Annotated in this window: 12 protein-coding genes; 9 read left to right on the top strand and 3 right to left on the bottom strand. The window is 71.9% G+C overall.

Translation table 11 applies throughout. The annotated features are described in order from the left end of the window. Positions 1-69 precede the first annotated feature (69 nt). The 6 genes from IE273_RS43485 (at position 70) to pgi (ending at position 6,044) form a co-directional block, all read left to right on the top strand. Entirely contained in the window at positions 70-1,281 is a 1,212-nt protein-coding gene (locus IE273_RS43485) for a phosphoglycerate kinase (protein WP_229887227.1), read from the top strand. Positions 1,282-1,284: 3 nt separating this feature from the next. Continuing rightward, positions 1,285-2,061 carry a triose-phosphate isomerase gene (gene tpiA / locus IE273_RS43480; RefSeq protein ID WP_229887226.1) on the top strand — a complete coding sequence of 259 codons (777 nt, stop codon included), beginning with the start codon at positions 1,285-1,287 and terminating at the stop codon, positions 2,059-2,061. A 113-nt stretch (positions 2,062-2,174) separates the two neighbouring features. Continuing rightward, a complete protein-coding gene (gene secG / locus IE273_RS14080) occupies positions 2,175-2,405 on the top strand; it encodes a preprotein translocase subunit SecG (protein ID WP_041665101.1) in 231 nt (76 codons plus the stop codon). Positions 2,406-2,609: 204 nt separating this feature from the next. Further along, positions 2,610-2,945 carry an RNA polymerase-binding protein RbpA gene (locus tag IE273_RS14075; protein ID WP_003976875.1) on the top strand — a complete coding sequence of 112 codons (336 nt, stop codon included), beginning with the start codon at positions 2,610-2,612 and terminating at the stop codon, positions 2,943-2,945. Positions 2,946-3,145: 200 nt separating this feature from the next. Beyond that, positions 3,146-4,339, top strand: coding sequence for an MFS transporter (locus IE273_RS14070; RefSeq protein WP_229887234.1), 1,194 nt, complete (start codon positions 3,146-3,148; stop codon positions 4,337-4,339). A 52-nt stretch (positions 4,340-4,391) separates the two neighbouring features. Further along, entirely contained in the window at positions 4,392-6,044 is a 1,653-nt protein-coding gene (gene pgi, locus IE273_RS14065; RefSeq protein WP_189815504.1) for a glucose-6-phosphate isomerase, read from the top strand. 218 nt (positions 6,045-6,262) lie between these two features. On the opposite strand, the gene IE273_RS14060 is transcribed toward pgi, so the two are convergent. From IE273_RS14060 to IE273_RS14050, 3 genes are read right to left on the bottom strand one after another with little or no spacing between them, the layout of a single operon-like run. After that, a complete protein-coding gene (locus tag IE273_RS14060) occupies positions 6,263-8,545 on the bottom strand; it encodes an ABC transporter permease (RefSeq protein WP_189815703.1) in 2,283 nt (760 codons plus the stop codon). A 20-nt stretch (positions 8,546-8,565) separates the two neighbouring features. Then, positions 8,566-9,318 carry an ABC transporter ATP-binding protein gene (locus tag IE273_RS14055; RefSeq protein WP_189815503.1) on the bottom strand — a complete coding sequence of 251 codons (753 nt, stop codon included), beginning with the start codon at positions 9,316-9,318 and terminating at the stop codon, positions 8,566-8,568. Further along, complete coding sequence (locus IE273_RS14050; RefSeq protein WP_189815502.1) at positions 9,315-9,830, bottom strand: PadR family transcriptional regulator; 516 nt, start codon at positions 9,828-9,830, stop codon at positions 9,315-9,317. The genes IE273_RS14055 and IE273_RS14050 overlap by 4 nt, the downstream gene beginning before the upstream one ends. A gap of 124 nt (positions 9,831-9,954) precedes the next feature. Between IE273_RS14050 and IE273_RS14045 the strand changes: the two genes are divergently transcribed. The 3 genes from IE273_RS14045 (at position 9,955) to IE273_RS14035 (ending at position 14,351) form a co-directional block, all read left to right on the top strand. Then, a complete protein-coding gene (locus IE273_RS14045) occupies positions 9,955-11,226 on the top strand; it encodes an ABC transporter substrate-binding protein (RefSeq protein ID WP_189815501.1) in 1,272 nt (423 codons plus the stop codon). A 157-nt stretch (positions 11,227-11,383) separates the two neighbouring features. After that, positions 11,384-12,994, top strand: coding sequence for a glycoside hydrolase family 13 protein (locus IE273_RS14040; protein WP_189815500.1), 1,611 nt, complete (start codon positions 11,384-11,386; stop codon positions 12,992-12,994). A 31-nt stretch (positions 12,995-13,025) separates the two neighbouring features. Continuing rightward, positions 13,026-14,351, top strand: coding sequence for an ABC transporter substrate-binding protein (locus IE273_RS14035; protein WP_189815499.1), 1,326 nt, complete (start codon positions 13,026-13,028; stop codon positions 14,349-14,351). Positions 14,352-14,354: the final 3 nt, after the last annotated feature.

Raw genomic sequence — 14,354 nt, 5'->3', positions numbered from 1 at the left:
GTCCCACGTACTGACCACGTCCTTTTACGATCAGGTGCACCACGAGCCCTCCTGTAGGAGTCCACTCCCATGAAGACGATCGACGAACTTCTCGCCGACGGCGTGAGCGGCAAGCGGGTCTTCGTCCGCGCCGACCTCAACGTGCCGCTGGCCGACGGGACGATCACCGACGACGGCCGCATCCGCGCCGTCCTGCCCACCGTCAAGGCCCTCGCGGACGCGGGCGCCAAGGTGGTCGTCGCCTCGCACCTGGGCCGCCCCAAGGGTGCCCCGGACCTCGCCTTCTCGCTGCTGCCCGCCGCCGAGCGCCTCGGTGAACTGCTCGGCGCCCCGGTCGCCTTCGCCCAGGACACCGTCGGCCCCGCCGCCCACGACGCCGTCGACGGCCTCCAGCCCGGCCAGGTCGCGGTCATCGAGAACCTGCGCTTCAACCCCGGCGAGACGTCCAAGGACGACACCGAGCGCGGTGAGTTCGCCGACCGGCTGGCCGCTCTCGCCGACGTCTACGTCGGTGACGGCTTCGGCGCCGTGCACCGGGGGCACGCCTCGGTCTACGACCTCCCGGCCCGGCTGCCGCACTACGCCGGTTACCTGATCACCACCGAGGTCGGCGTCCTGAAGAAGCTCACCGAGGACGTCAAGCGCCCCTACGTCGTCGCGCTCGGCGGCGCCAAGGTCTCCGACAAGCTCGCCGTCATCGACCAGCTGCTCGGCAAGGCCGACCGGCTCCTCATCGGCGGCGGCATGGCCTACACCTTCCTCAAGGCCAAGGGCTACGAGGTCGGCATCTCCCTCCTCCAGGAGGACCAGGTCCCGGCCGTCACGGAGTACATGGAGCGCGCCGAGAAGCAGGGCGTCGAGCTGCTGCTCCCCGTCGACGTCGTGGTCTCCCGGACCTTCCCGGACCTGAAGACCAAGGCGCCCACCGAGAACACCGTGGTCGACGCGGACAAGATCCCCGCCGACCAGGAGGGCCTGGACATCGGCCCCAGGACCCGAGAGCTCTACGCCTCGAAGCTCGCCGACGCCGAGACCGTCTTCTGGAACGGTCCCATGGGCGTCTTCGAGCACCCCGACTACGCCGAGGGCACCAAGGCGGTCGCCCAGGCACTCGTCGACACGAACGGTTTCACCGTCGTCGGCGGCGGTGACTCCGCCGCGGCCGTGCGCACGCTCGGCTTCGACGACAAGGCATTCGGCCACATCTCGACCGGTGGCGGCGCCTCCCTCGAATACCTTGAGGGCAAGACGCTCCCCGGCCTCGCCGCACTGGAGGACTGACCCTTGAGCACGCGCACGCCGCTGATGGCGGGCAACTGGAAGATGAACCTCAACCACCTGGAGGCCATCGCACACGTCCAGAAGCTCGCGTTCGCCCTGGCCGACAAGGACTACGAGGCCGTCGAGGTCGCCGTCCTGCCGCCCTTCACCGACCTGCGCTCCGTGCAGACCCTGGTCGACGGCGACAAGCTCAAGATCAAGTACGGCGCCCAGGACATCTCCCAGCACGACTCCGGCGCCTACACGGGCGAGATCTCCGGACCGATGCTGGCCAAGCTGAAGTGCACCTACGTGGTGATCGGCCATTCCGAGCGGCGCCAGTACCACAACGAGACCGACGAGCTGGTCAACGCCAAGGTCAAGGCCGCCTACAAGCACGGCCTCACCCCGATCCTGTGCGTCGGCGAGGAGCTGGACGTCCGTGAGGCGGGCGACCACGTCAGCCACACCCTCACCCAGGTCGAGGGCGGTCTCAAGGACCTGCCGGCCGAGCAGGCCGAGACCATCGTGATCGCCTACGAGCCGGTGTGGGCCATCGGCACCGGCAAGGTCTGCGGCGCCGAGGACGCCCAGGAGGTCTGCGCCGCGATCCGCGCCAAGATCGCCGAGCTGTACTCCCAGGACGTGGCCGACCAGGTCCGCATCCAGTACGGCGGCTCCGTGAAGTCGGGCAACGTCGCCGAGATCATGTCCAAGGCCGACATCGACGGCGCCCTGGTCGGCGGTGCTTCGCTGGACGCCGACGAGTTCGTCAAGATCGTGCGCTTCCGCGATCAGTGACCATGTCCGTGAGTAGGCGGTAGCGGCGATACGTCGTACCCTTGCGGGGGCACAGCCGGGTGCTGTGCCCCCGTCGTCCATCCGAATCCGAGGAAGTTGGTCCAGCCGTGGTTTTGGGGTTCTCGATCGCCCTGATCATCTTCAGCCTGCTGCTGATGCTGCTGGTGCTGATGCACAAGGGAAAGGGCGGCGGCCTCTCCGACATGTTCGGTGGCGGCATGCAGTCCTCCGTCGGCGGCTCCTCGGTCGCCGAGCGCAACCTCGACCGGATCACCATCGTGGTCGGCCTGCTGTGGTTCGCGTGCATCATCGTCCTCGGCATGCTGATCAAGACGAACAGCTGAACACGCGAGCAGTACATTCCACACGTAAAGCCCCATGTTCGGTACGCGCTCCTGAGCGCGGCCTATCATGGGGCTTGCGTCTGGGTGTGGGGGCCGGTAACTCCAATCACTGGACGCGCGTTGGGCCTTACGTAGACTGAGGCGCTCGCGGCGAAGCGAAACGCCGACTCGCTTCGCGGCACCATCACGCAGGGAGTTACGACCGTGGCAAGTGGCAACGCGATCCGAGGAAGCCGGGTCGGGGCGGGGCCGATGGGCGAGGCCGAGCGCGGCGAGTCCGCGCCGCGTCTGCGCATCTCCTTCTGGTGCTCCAACGGGCACGAGACGCAGCCCAGCTTCGCCAGCGACGCGCAGGTTCCCGAGACCTGGGACTGCCCGCGCTGCGGCTTCCCGGCCGGCCAGGACCGGGACAACCCGCCGGACCCGCCGCGCACCGAGCCGTACAAGACGCACCTGGCGTACGTACGGGAGCGGCGCAGCGACGCGGACGGCGAGGCGATCCTCGCCGAGGCGCTCGCCAAACTGCGAGGCGAGATCTAGGAGTTGTGACCGGCCGGGTGCCCGCGGGTGCCTGGCCGGAGCCGTTTCCCCCCGCTGCGGACGGCCCGTTGTCAGTGGTGCCCTCTACGGTGTGTGCATCGGCGCAGCGTGAGGGGGCGAGCGTGGCTGTGGTCGGGACGGCGAGCGGGGGCGGGACACCTGCCTGGCGCGGGGGATTCGGCCGGCTGTGGACGGCCGCCGTGGTCTCCCGGTTCGGCGACGCGTTGCGCACGTCCGCGCTGCCGTTGCTCGCCGTGAGCCTCACCGACGAGCCCCTCGTCGTCGCCTCCGTCACCGCCTGCGGCTATCTGCCCTGGCTGCTGTTCGGGCTGTTCGGCGGTGCTGTGGCGGACCGTGTCGACCAGCGGCGGGCGATGTGGCTCGTGGACACGGCACGGGGTCTGCTCGTCGCCGGTTTCGCCCTCGCCGTGGGCCTCGGGTACGCCTCCGTACCCCTGCTGATCGCCCTCGCCTTCTCCCTCACCGCGCTCCAGACGCTCTTCGACAACGCCTCCACGGCCCTGTTGCCGTCCCTGGTGGACCAGGAGGCCCTGGGCAGTGCGAACGCCCGGCTGATGACCGGTCAGCAGCTCGCGGGCGGACTGCTGGCGGGCCCGTTCGTGCCGCTGCTGCTGGCGGCCGGGGCGTTCATGCCGTTCGCGGCGGACGCGGGCACGTACCTGCTGGCCGCCGCGCTCGTGGCGTCCCTGCGGATACGGCCGCCGGAGCGGGAGCCCCGCCCGGTCGGCAGCACCCTGCGCACGGAGATCGGGGAGGGCCTGCGCGCGCTGTGGCGCGACCGGGTGCTCCGCGCGGTGTGCGTGGCCACACTGCTGTGCAACATCGGCATGGGCGCCCTGATCGCCACGCTGGCGCTGCACGTCACCCGCTGGCTGCACGCGGGCGACACCGGCTACGTCGCCGCCATGACGGCGTACTCGGCCGGCAGCCTGGCCGGCGGTCTCGTCGCCCAGCGGATCGCGCGCCGCACCGGTCGGGTGCGGGCCCTGCTGCTCGGCGGCACACTCCAGACGGGCGCGCTGCTGCTCATCGGCTCCGTGCGGCACGTGCCCGCGCTGGTCGCCGGGATGCTGCTGCTCGGCGCGATGAACATGGTCTGGAACGTCAACCAGGTCACCCTGATGCAGCAGCGCAGCCCCGAGTCCATGGTGGGCCGCATCGCCTCGGCCTTCCGTACGTCCTCCACCTCCGGTGCCCCGCTCGGCGCGTTCCTCGGCGGGGCCGTGGCCGGGCTGTACGACCTCAACGCGCCCGCCCTGCTCGCGGCCGGCCTGTTCGCCTCGGCCGTCATCGCGCTGATACCGGCACGCGAGCCCGGCGCACCCGTGGCCGCCCGTGCGGACAGCGTCTCCACCGCTCGTCCCGCGCGCTGATCAATTAGGTTGGAACGGCTGGGACAGGCACGAAAGAAGGCGGAAGTCGGACATGAACGCAGACGGCCGTACCAGGCTCAACCAGACGCCCGAGTGGACCGCTCTGGCCAAGCACCGGGAGGAGCTGGCGGACACCCATCTCAGGGACCTGTTCGACGCCGATCCGGCGCGCGGCACCGGGTACACGCTCCAGGTCGGCGACCTGTACATCGACTACTCGAAGCACCTGGTCACCGACGAGACCCTGCGCCTGCTGCGCGAGCTGGCCGCGGCGACGGACGTCTTCGGCCTCAGGGACGCCATGTTCCGCGGCGAGAAGATCAACGTCACCGAGAACCGGGCCGTGCTGCACACCGCGCTGCGCGCCCGGCGCGACGCGGCCGTCGAGGTCGACGGCGAGAACGTGGTCCCGGCGGTGCACGCCGTGCTCGACAAGATGGCCGGCTTCGCCGACCGCGTCCGCTCCGGCGCCTGGACCGGCCACACCGGCAAGCGCATCAGGAACGTGATCAACATCGGCATCGGCGGCTCGGACCTCGGGCCCGCGATGGCCTACGAGGTGCTGCGCTGCTTCACCGACCGCGACCTCACGGTCCGCTTCGTCTCCAACGTGGACGGCGCGGACCTGCACGAGGCCACCCGGGACCTCGACCCGGCGGAGACGCTGTTCGTCATCGCCTCCAAGACCTTCACCACCATCGAGACCATCACCAACGCCACCTCGGCGCGCAAGTGGCTGCTGGCCGCGCTCGGCGACGAGGCCGCCGTGGCCAAGCACTTCGTCGCGCTGTCCACGAACGCCGAGAAGGTCGCCGAGTTCGGCATCGACACGGCCAACATGTTCGAGTTCTGGGACTGGGTCGGCGGCCGGTACTCGTACGACTCCGCGATCGGTCTCTCCTTGATGATCGCGATCGGCCCGGACCGCTTCCGGGAGATGCTGGACGGCTTCCGGATCGTCGACGACCACTTCCGCACCGCACCGGCCGAGGACAACGTCCCGCTGCTGCTGGGCCTGCTGGGCATCTGGTACGACAACTTCCACGACGCCCAGTCGCACGCCGTGCTGCCGTACAGCCACTACCTCTCCAAGTTCACCGCCTATCTCCAGCAGCTCGACATGGAGTCCAACGGCAAGTACGTCGCCCGCGACGGCAAGCAGGTGGACTGGCAGACCGGGCCCATCGTGTGGGGCACGCCCGGCACCAACGGGCAGCACGCCTACTACCAGTTGATCCACCAGGGCACCAAGCTGATCCCGGCCGACTTCATCGGCTTCGCCCGGCCGGTCGCCGAGCTGAGCGAGGAACTGAAGGCCCAGCACGACCTGTTGATGGCCAACTTCTTCGCCCAGACCCAGGCGCTCGCCTTCGGCAAGACCGCCGAGGAGGTCCGCGCGGAGGGGGTCCCCGAGGAACTGGTCCCGCACAAGACCTTCCAGGGCAACCGGCCGACCACGACGATCCTCGCCCGTGAGCTGACCCCGTCCGTCCTCGGCCAGCTCGTCGCCCTCTACGAGCACAAGGTGTTCGTGCAGGGCGCGGTGTGGAACATCGACTCCTTCGACCAGTGGGGCGTGGAGCTGGGCAAGGTGCTCGCCAAGCGTGTCGAGCCCGCGCTCACCGAGGGCGCCGACGTACCCGGCCTGGACGCGTCGACGAAGGCACTGGTCGCCACGTACCGGGAACTGCGCGGCCGGAGCTGATCCGCGGCCGGAGCGGGCCCCGTCCGGGGCGGAGGGGCTCACCGACGCCTGCCTGCTGACGCCGGCGCGGACGGTCGTGACCCACACCGAGGACGCGTACGAGCAGGAGGGCAGGCCGCGGGACCGCGGGGGCCCCGGTGCCCCCACCGCCGGGATCCAAGACGTACGCGTTCTCGGTGCCTGCCGGCTCCCGGACCGGTTCGCGTCCCTGAGCCGGCTCAGGCCACCGCGCTCAGCGTGTCCGCGAGGCGTCGGCGGGCCGCGCGGGACGCGGGCAGGGCAGCCAGGGCCGCCGCCCCCAGAACGGCGGCCGAGCCCAGCAGGAGCAGCAGGCCGGGGGAGGGGGACTGGGCGATTCCGGCGCCGATGCCGCTGGAGCCGCCCTGGGCGTCGATCAGCCGGCGGGCCAGCGGCAGCCCCAGCGCCGTACCGGCGACGACCGCCACCAGGGCCGTACAGCTTGTCGCCGTGACGGTGAACGCGGTGATCTGCCGTGGCGACATGCCGATCGCCCGGAGCGCCAGCACGTCCCGCTCGCCCTCGCGGACGCTGCCGCCGATCGCGGTGAGCAGTTCCACCAGCCCGATCAGCGCCAGGACGGCGATCAGCCCGGCGACGACACCGCGCAGCGGGGACAGCCCGTCGGCGGGGTTCGTCACGGGATGCACCTCCAGGTGGCCGTGGCCGGCCGAGGCGAGGGCGGCGGCCACGCGGTGCGGGTCCGCGCCCGGCCGCAGCCGCAGCTCGTAGAAGGCCGGGGACAGCTCCGGGTCGTTCTCCCTGAGGGCGTCCAGGGAGGTGGTGACGACCCGGCCCGCGTTGCGCGGTTCGAGGGTGCGGCCCACGATGTGCAGGATCTGCGGCCGGTCGCCCACCGTCATCCGCACCCAGTCGCCGACCCGCGCGTCCAGCAGGTCGAGCAGGCCCTGCCCGGCCACCGCCTCGTCCGGTCCGCGTGCGGCGCGGCCCTCGGCGAGGGCGTAGGGGTAGGGCTCGGCGCGGGTGCCGACGCCGCGCAGGGCGATGGTCGCGTTCTGGCCGGGGACCAGCGCGGCCACCTCGACGCCGGGGTAGGCGGCGGCGACCCGGGAGTCGCGGGCCAGCACGGCCCGTACCCCGGACGCGTCCAGGGCGCCGTCCGAGCGGACCGTGAGCGCCGTCGGCAGGCCCACCCGCTCGGGGCTGCTGTGCAAACGGTCGATCGTGGTCCAGGCGCTGAGGGCCACCACGATGAGCAGCAGCGGCAGAGTGAGCCGGGCCACGGTCGCCAGTGACCGGCCGCGCCCCGCGAACGCCTTGTGGCAGCCGAGGACCAGCGAAGCCGGCAGCCGCAGCCCGAGCGCCCGCCGGGCCGCCCCGCTCAGCCGCCCGCCCGTCGACGCGGCCGGACGCGGCACCGGGACCGGTGGCACCCGCCCCGCCCGCCAGGCCGCGAGCCCCGTGGTCAGACCGATGAACAGCACCGCGCCCGCCGGCACCGCACACAGCGCGAGCGTGTGCCCTTGCAGCCCCTGCCACACACCGACCGCGTCCCCGAGCCGCCCCGGGACCCGGTTGCCCAGCCCCTCGGTGAGCGTGGCCGCGGCCACCGCGCCGAGCAGCGCGTACGCCAGGTGCTGGAGCAGGAAGATCCGTACGACCTGGCCGGGCGTGAAGCCGATCGCCTTCAGCACCGACAGGTCCCGCAGGTGCCCGCGGATGCGGGTCGCGATGGCGCCGTGCACCGCGAACCCGGCGGCGACGAGGGCGCCCAGACCGAACAGCCCGAGCACCTGGCCGAGCAGCCGGTTGTCGCCCTGTGCCTCGGCGCGGGCCTGCTGCCAGGTGGAGACCTCGCCGACCGCGCCGGCGCCCAGCACGGTGACGGCCCGCTGGACGGCGTAGTCGGTGTCGGACGGATCGCCGAGCCGCAGCCCGATGACCTGGCCGGCCGGGGCCCGCACGGCGGACGGCAGCGCCCACACCAGACCGGACTGCTCGCCGGGGCGGTACGGGGGTTCGGCGCTGTCCGCGATGCCCTCGACGGTGAGGGTGCGGGCCGTGCCGGGCAGCGTCAGGGTGTCGCCGGGCTCGGCCAGCAGGGCGCGGGCCAGGCTGCTCTCCAGCACCACGCCGTCCGGCGCGGCCGGGTCCAGCCAGTGCCCGGCGGTGAGCAGGGGCCGGCCGACGGAGGGCGGTTCCGGGGTGGCGCGCAGTTCGACGGAGGCGCGGGTGCCGCGGGCGGCGACGGTGGCGGACTCGGCGCGGTAGGGACCGGCGACGGAGGTGACGCCGTCCAGCCGGGCCAGCGCGCGGGCGTCGGCGGACGGCACGGTGTGCAGCCAGACGTGGGCGCCGCGCGCCTCGGCGAAGGTCCGCTGCCAGGGGTTCGTGGCGTAGCCGAACAGGGCGGCGGCGAGCAGCAGCGAGGCGACGATGCCCGCGGTGGCCAGCACCAGGAACAGCGCCTCGCCGCGGTGGGTGCGCAGGTCGGAGTGGGCCCAGCGCAGGGTGGCCCGCACGTCCCTCAGGTCCGGCACGGTCAGTCCCTCAGCTCCAGCACGCCGGTGATGCCGCTCCGCCGGGGCGGCGGCGCGCCGTCCAGGGTCGCGTCGTCGGCGATGCGGCCGTCGAAGAAGCTGATCACGCGGTCGGCGGCGCTGGCCAGCCGGGCGTCGTGCGTGACCAGCACGATGGTCTGGCCGCGCCCGTGGAAGCGGGACAGCAGCCGCATCACCTCGCGCGTGCCCTTGCTGTCCAGGCTGCCGGCCGGCTCGTCCGCGAGCAGCAGCGGCGGATGGTTGACCAGCGCCCGGGCGAGCGCGACCCGCTGCTGCTCACCGCCGGACAGCTCACCCGGCATGCTGCGCTCCTTGCCCTCCAGACCCAGCTCGGCGAGCAGCGCCTCCCGTTCGGCGCGGGCCTTCTTCGGCGGGACCCCGGCCAGCAGCGCGGGCAGCTCCACGTTGTCGGCGACCGACAGGTTCGAGACCAGGTTGAAGAACTGGAACACGATCCCGATGGCCTTCCTGCGCTCCACCGCCCAGCGGGCCTCGCTGAAGGAGTCCGTGCACCGGCCGTCGAGCCAGACGCTGCCCTCGTCCGGCCGCTGGAGCCCGCCGAGCAGGTGCAGCAGCGTGGACTTGCCCGCGCCGGACGGCCCGGTGATCGCGACGAACTCGCCGCGCGCCACGCCGAGGTCGACCCCGCGCACGGCGTGCGCGGGCGCGCCCTCGCCGTAGTGGGTCTTCACCAGCCCCTCGGCCCGCAGCACCGGAGCGTGGCCGTCACTCACTCCAGATCCTCCAGTTCCTCCTGGCACCGCTCCAGCCAGTCGAGGTCCGCCTGGAGGTGCAGCATCGCGCCCTCGATCAGCAGGTGGGCGATTCGGTTGTCCCGGCTCTCGGCCGCGGCCAGTTTCGACAGGTTGCGCATGGTGTTGAGGTACTGGCGCCGCTGCCGGTTGATGAGGGCGATCTGGTCGGCGAGACCGGTCTGCGGGGCGAGGGCGAGCTTCATGAAGAACTCGTCCCGCACCCGCGGCTCGTCCTCGGTCTCCTCGAACCAGGCGTGCAGCGCCTCGCGCCCGGCGTCGGTGAGGTGGTAGACCTTCTTGTTGGGTCGGCTGGACTGCTCGACGTCCTCGCCCTCGATCAGCCCGGACTTCTCCAGGCGGCCGAGGGTGACGTAGATCTGGCCGACGTTCGGCTGAGGGTACGCGGCGCCCAGCAGTTGCTCAAGGTCCTGCTTCAGCTCGTAGCCGTGGGCCGGGCCGCGGGCGAGGAGTGCCAGGAGGGGCAGGCGCACTCGTGCTGTCCTCCTGTCTGGTTCATGTGCTCCAGGCCCTAGTATCGCGCATACCTAACAGGTATACATGGCCTCTGTCCCCGGGCGAGGGTGCCCGTGGTGCCGGGTGTACAGGGAGGAACCTATGCGGTGGATACGCGCCGCCGGTAGGGGCCTTCTCGTTCTCGTCGTGGTCATGGCCGGCTACGGGGCCTCGGGCGCCCGCGCCGACGAGGGCGCGGGAGGCGGCCGAGGCCCGCTCACGCTGGCCACCGCCGGTGACCTCACCGGCTATCTCGGCCCGCTGCTCCAGGGCTGGAACCGCACCCACCCCGGCGAGAAGGTCACCCTGGTCGAGCTGCCGGACGCCGCCGACGAGACGCACGCGCAGATGACGACCGACCTGCGCGGCGGCGACCGGGGCCGGTTCGACGTCCTCAACATCGACGTCGACTGGACCTCCGAGTTCGCGGCGGCCGGCTGGATCCGCCCGCTGCCCCGCGACCGCTTCCCGCTGGACAGCTTCCTGCCTCCGGTCGTGGACACGGCGACCTACGACGGACGGCTGTACGCGGTCCCGTACGTCACGAACGCCGGACTCCTGCTGTACCGCAAGGACATCCTCGACCAGGAGGGGGTGTCCCCGCCGCGCACCTGGGCCGAGCTGGAGCACGACGCGAGGACCATCGCGCCGAAGTACGGACTCGGCGGCTACGCGGGCCAGTTCCTGCCCTACGAGGGCCTGACCGTGAACGCGGCCGAGGCGGTGTACTCGGCGGGCGGCACCATCCTCGGCGGCGAGGGCACCCGCGTCACCGTCGACTCGGCCGCCGCCCGCGAGGGCATCGGCTTCCTCGCCCGCGGCATCCGCGAGGGCTGGATCCCGAGGCAGGCGCTGACGTACAAGGAGGAGGAGTCCAAACGGGCCTTCCAGGACGGCAGACTGCTCTTCCTGCGCAACTGGCCCTACGCCTACGCCGTGGCGTCCGCCCCGGGTTCCCGGGTCGCCGGGAAGATCGGCGCCGTACCGCTGCCCGGGCCCGACGGTCCGGGGACGAGCGTCCTCGGCGGCTCCAACCTCGCGGTCAACACCCACGCCCGGCACCCGGACTCCGCCGCGCGCCTGATCGCCTACCTCACCAGCGCGCCCGTGCAGCGCCAGGTGCTCACGCGGGGCGCGCTGCCGCCCGTGCGCGCCGGGCTCTACGAAGACCCCGCGCTCATCCGGCGCTTCCCCTATCTGCCGACCCTGCGCACCGCCGTGCTCACCGCCCGGCCGCGTCCCAAGAGCCCCCACTACGACCAGGTGAGCCTGGCCGTGCAGGCGGTCGTGCAGGACGCGCTCACCGGGCGGCAGACGCCCGGGCAGGCCGTGCGCCGGCTGGCGCGCGAACTCGACGCCATCGCCAGCCGCTAGCCGGTCGCGGACCAACCGCTAGTTACTTGTTAAGTAACGCGGACATCTCAACTGGCTTCCAAGTATCCTGGTAAGTCCGCATTTGCCTCCCCAACTCCCCGGTAGCCTCTGTTCTTTTCGTTGACATCGCCACGACACGCCTACCTAACATGCATGCATGTTGAGTAAGTATCACTGGTGGCGGGACGCCGTGATCTACCAGGTGTACGTCCGCAGCTTCCTGGACAGCACCGGTGACGGCATCGGCGATCTGGCCGGCGTCCGGGCCGGGCTGCCGTACCTGAAGAAGCTCGGCGTCGACGGGATCTGGCTGAGCCCCTTCTACCCCTCGCCGCAGCACGACCACGGCTACGACGTGGCCGACTACCGCGGCGTCGACCCGCTCTTCGGCGACCTCGCCGAGTTCGACTCGCTGATGGCCGCCGCCCGGCGGCTCGGCATCAAGGTGCTGCTCGACATCGTCCCCAACCACTGCTCCAGCGAGCACCCGTGGTTCCGCGAGGCCCTGGCCGGCGAGCCCGGCAGCCCGGCCCGCGCCCGCTTCCACTTCGCCGACGGCCGCGGCCCCGACGGCAGCGAGCCGCCCAACAACTGGCACGCCATGTTCGGCGGCCCCGCCTGGACCCGGGTCCCCGACGGCCAGTGGTACCTGCACATGTTCACGCCCGAACAGCCCGACTGGAACTGGCGCAACCCCGAGATCGCCGACGAGTTCGACCGGACCCTGCGGTTCTGGCTCGACCGGGGCGTCGACGGCTTCCGCATCGACGTCGCCGCCGGTCTGTTCAAGCACCCCGGACTGCCCGACTCCGACGACCCGGAGGCCGACGCCCGCACCCGCGACTCGGTCAACCCGCTCGCCTGGAACCAGCCCGAGGTGCACGAGGTGTGGCGCCGCTGGCGCTCCCTGTGCGAGGAGTACGCCGACCGGGACGGCCTGGAACGCCTGCTCGTCGGCGAGGTCTCCGTCCCCACCGCCCGCGAACACGCCCTGTACGTCCGCCCGGACGAGCTCCACCAGGCCTTCTTCTTCGACCTGCTCGGCGCCCCCTGGGACGCCGACGCCTTCCGCAAGGTCATCTCCGAGGCCATGCAGGACATCGCCGGCACCGGCTCCACGGTCACCTGGGTCCTCAACAACCACGACCAGGTCCGCACCGTCACCCGCTACGGAGAACCGGCCACCGGGGGCAGCGGTCTCGGCGCCGCCCGCGCCCGCGCCGCCGCGCTGCTGATGCTGGCGCTGCCCGGAGCCGCGTACATCTACCAGGGCGAGGAACTGGGCCTGCCCGAGGTCGTCGACCTGCCCGACGACGTGCTCACCGACCCGATCTTCCGGCGCACCGGCAGCCGCGCCCGCATCCGCGACGGCTGCCGGGTGCCGCTGCCCTGGTCCGGACAGGCCTCCCCGTTCGGCTTCACCTCCGGCGTGGAGGGCGCCAAGCCCTGGCTGCCGCAGCCGTCGTACTTCGCCGAGTACGCCACCGACCGCGCCCTCGCCGACACCCGATCCTTCTGGCACCTGTACCGGGACGGTCTCCAACTGCGCGCGTCCCTGCCCCAGTTGGGCGAGGGCACGCTGCGCTGGCTGGACACCCCGCCGGACGTCCTCGCCTTCGTCCGCGGCGACGGCCTGGTCTGCGCCGTCAACTTCGGTACGGCCCCCGCCCCCGCGCCGGCCCCCGGCACCCCCCTGCTCTCCAGCGGCCCCTGCCCGCCCGGCGTCCTGCCCGGCGCCACGGCGGCCTGGTGGCTGAACGACCTGTGATCCCCCGTCCCTGATGAAAGGTCCGTCAACGATGATGCGACGACGCACGACCCTGCTCACCGGCTGCACCGCCCTCGCCCTCGCCCTCGGCGCCACCGCCTGCGGCGGCGGCCCCGTCTCGGCGGGCGGCGGCGACAAGGCGCTCAGCGGCCAGACCGTCACCGTGGCCGGTGTCTGGTCCGGCAGCGAGCAGAAGAACTTCCAGAAGGTGCTGGACGCCTTCACCGAGAAGACCGGCGCGAAGACCCAGTTCGTGTCGACCGGCGACAACGTCTCCACGGTCGTCGGCAGCAAGATCGAGGGCGGCAACGCGCCCGACGTCGTCATGGTCCCGCAGGTCGGCGTCCTGAAGCAGTTCGCGCAGAAGGGCTGGCTCAGGCCGCTCTCGCCGACCGCCCAGCAGACCATCGACGCCGACTACGCGCCGGTGTGGAAGAAGTACGGCAGCGTCGACGGCACCCTCTACGGCCTCTACTTCAAGGCCGCCCACAAGTCCACCGTCTGGTACAGCCCCGACGCCCTCGCCCAGGCCGGGGTCAAGCCGCCGAAGACGTACGACGAGCTGCTCAAGGCCGGGCACACCGTATCCGACTCCGGCCTCGCCGCCTTCGCGGTCGCCGGACAGGACGGCTGGACCCTCACCGACTGGTTCGAGAACATCTACCTCTCCCAGGCGGGCCCCGAGAAGTACGACGCCCTCGCCGCGCACCAGCTGAAGTGGACGGACGCGTCCGTCGTCAAGGCGCTCACCACCCTCGGCAAGCTCTTCAAGGACAAGCAGCTCATCGCCGGCGGCCACAACGGGGCCCTGAACACCGACTTCCCCGGCTCGGTGGAGAAGGTGTTCGGCCCCAAGCCCGAGGCCGGCATGGTCTACGAGGGCGACTTCGTCGCCGGCGTCGCCCACGACCAGTACGGCAAGGCCATCGGCAAGGAGGCCGACTTCTTCCCCTTCCCGGCGGTCGGCGCCGGCACGGCACCCGTCGTCAGCGGCGGTGACGCGGCCGTCGTCCTCAAGGACGGCAAGAACGCCAAGGCCGGCATGAAGCTCCTGGAGTACCTGGCCACCCCCGAGGCCGCGGCCGTGTGGGCACAGGCGGGCGGCTTCCTGTCCCCGAACAAGAAGCTGAACCTCTCCGCGTACGGCGACGACGTCACCCGCGCCACCGCCAAGTCCCTCGTGGGCGCCGGGGACTCGGTCCGCTTCGACATGTCCGACCAGGCACCGGCGGCCTTCGGCGGCACCAAGGGCACCGGCGAGTGGAAGCTCCTCCAGGACTTCCTGCGCGACCCGTCGGACCCGAAGGGCACGGCGGCGAAGCTCGAAGCCGCCGCGGCCAAGGCCTACCAGGGCTGAGCG

Origin of the sequence: Streptomyces olivaceoviridis (assembly GCF_014650115.1) — a bacterium.
In the GTDB taxonomy this organism is placed as follows: domain Bacteria; phylum Actinomycetota; class Actinomycetes; order Streptomycetales; family Streptomycetaceae; genus Streptomyces; species Streptomyces olivaceoviridis.
The sequence above is the reverse complement of the archived record's forward strand: the minus strand, read 5'-3'. Positions and strand labels throughout refer to the sequence as shown.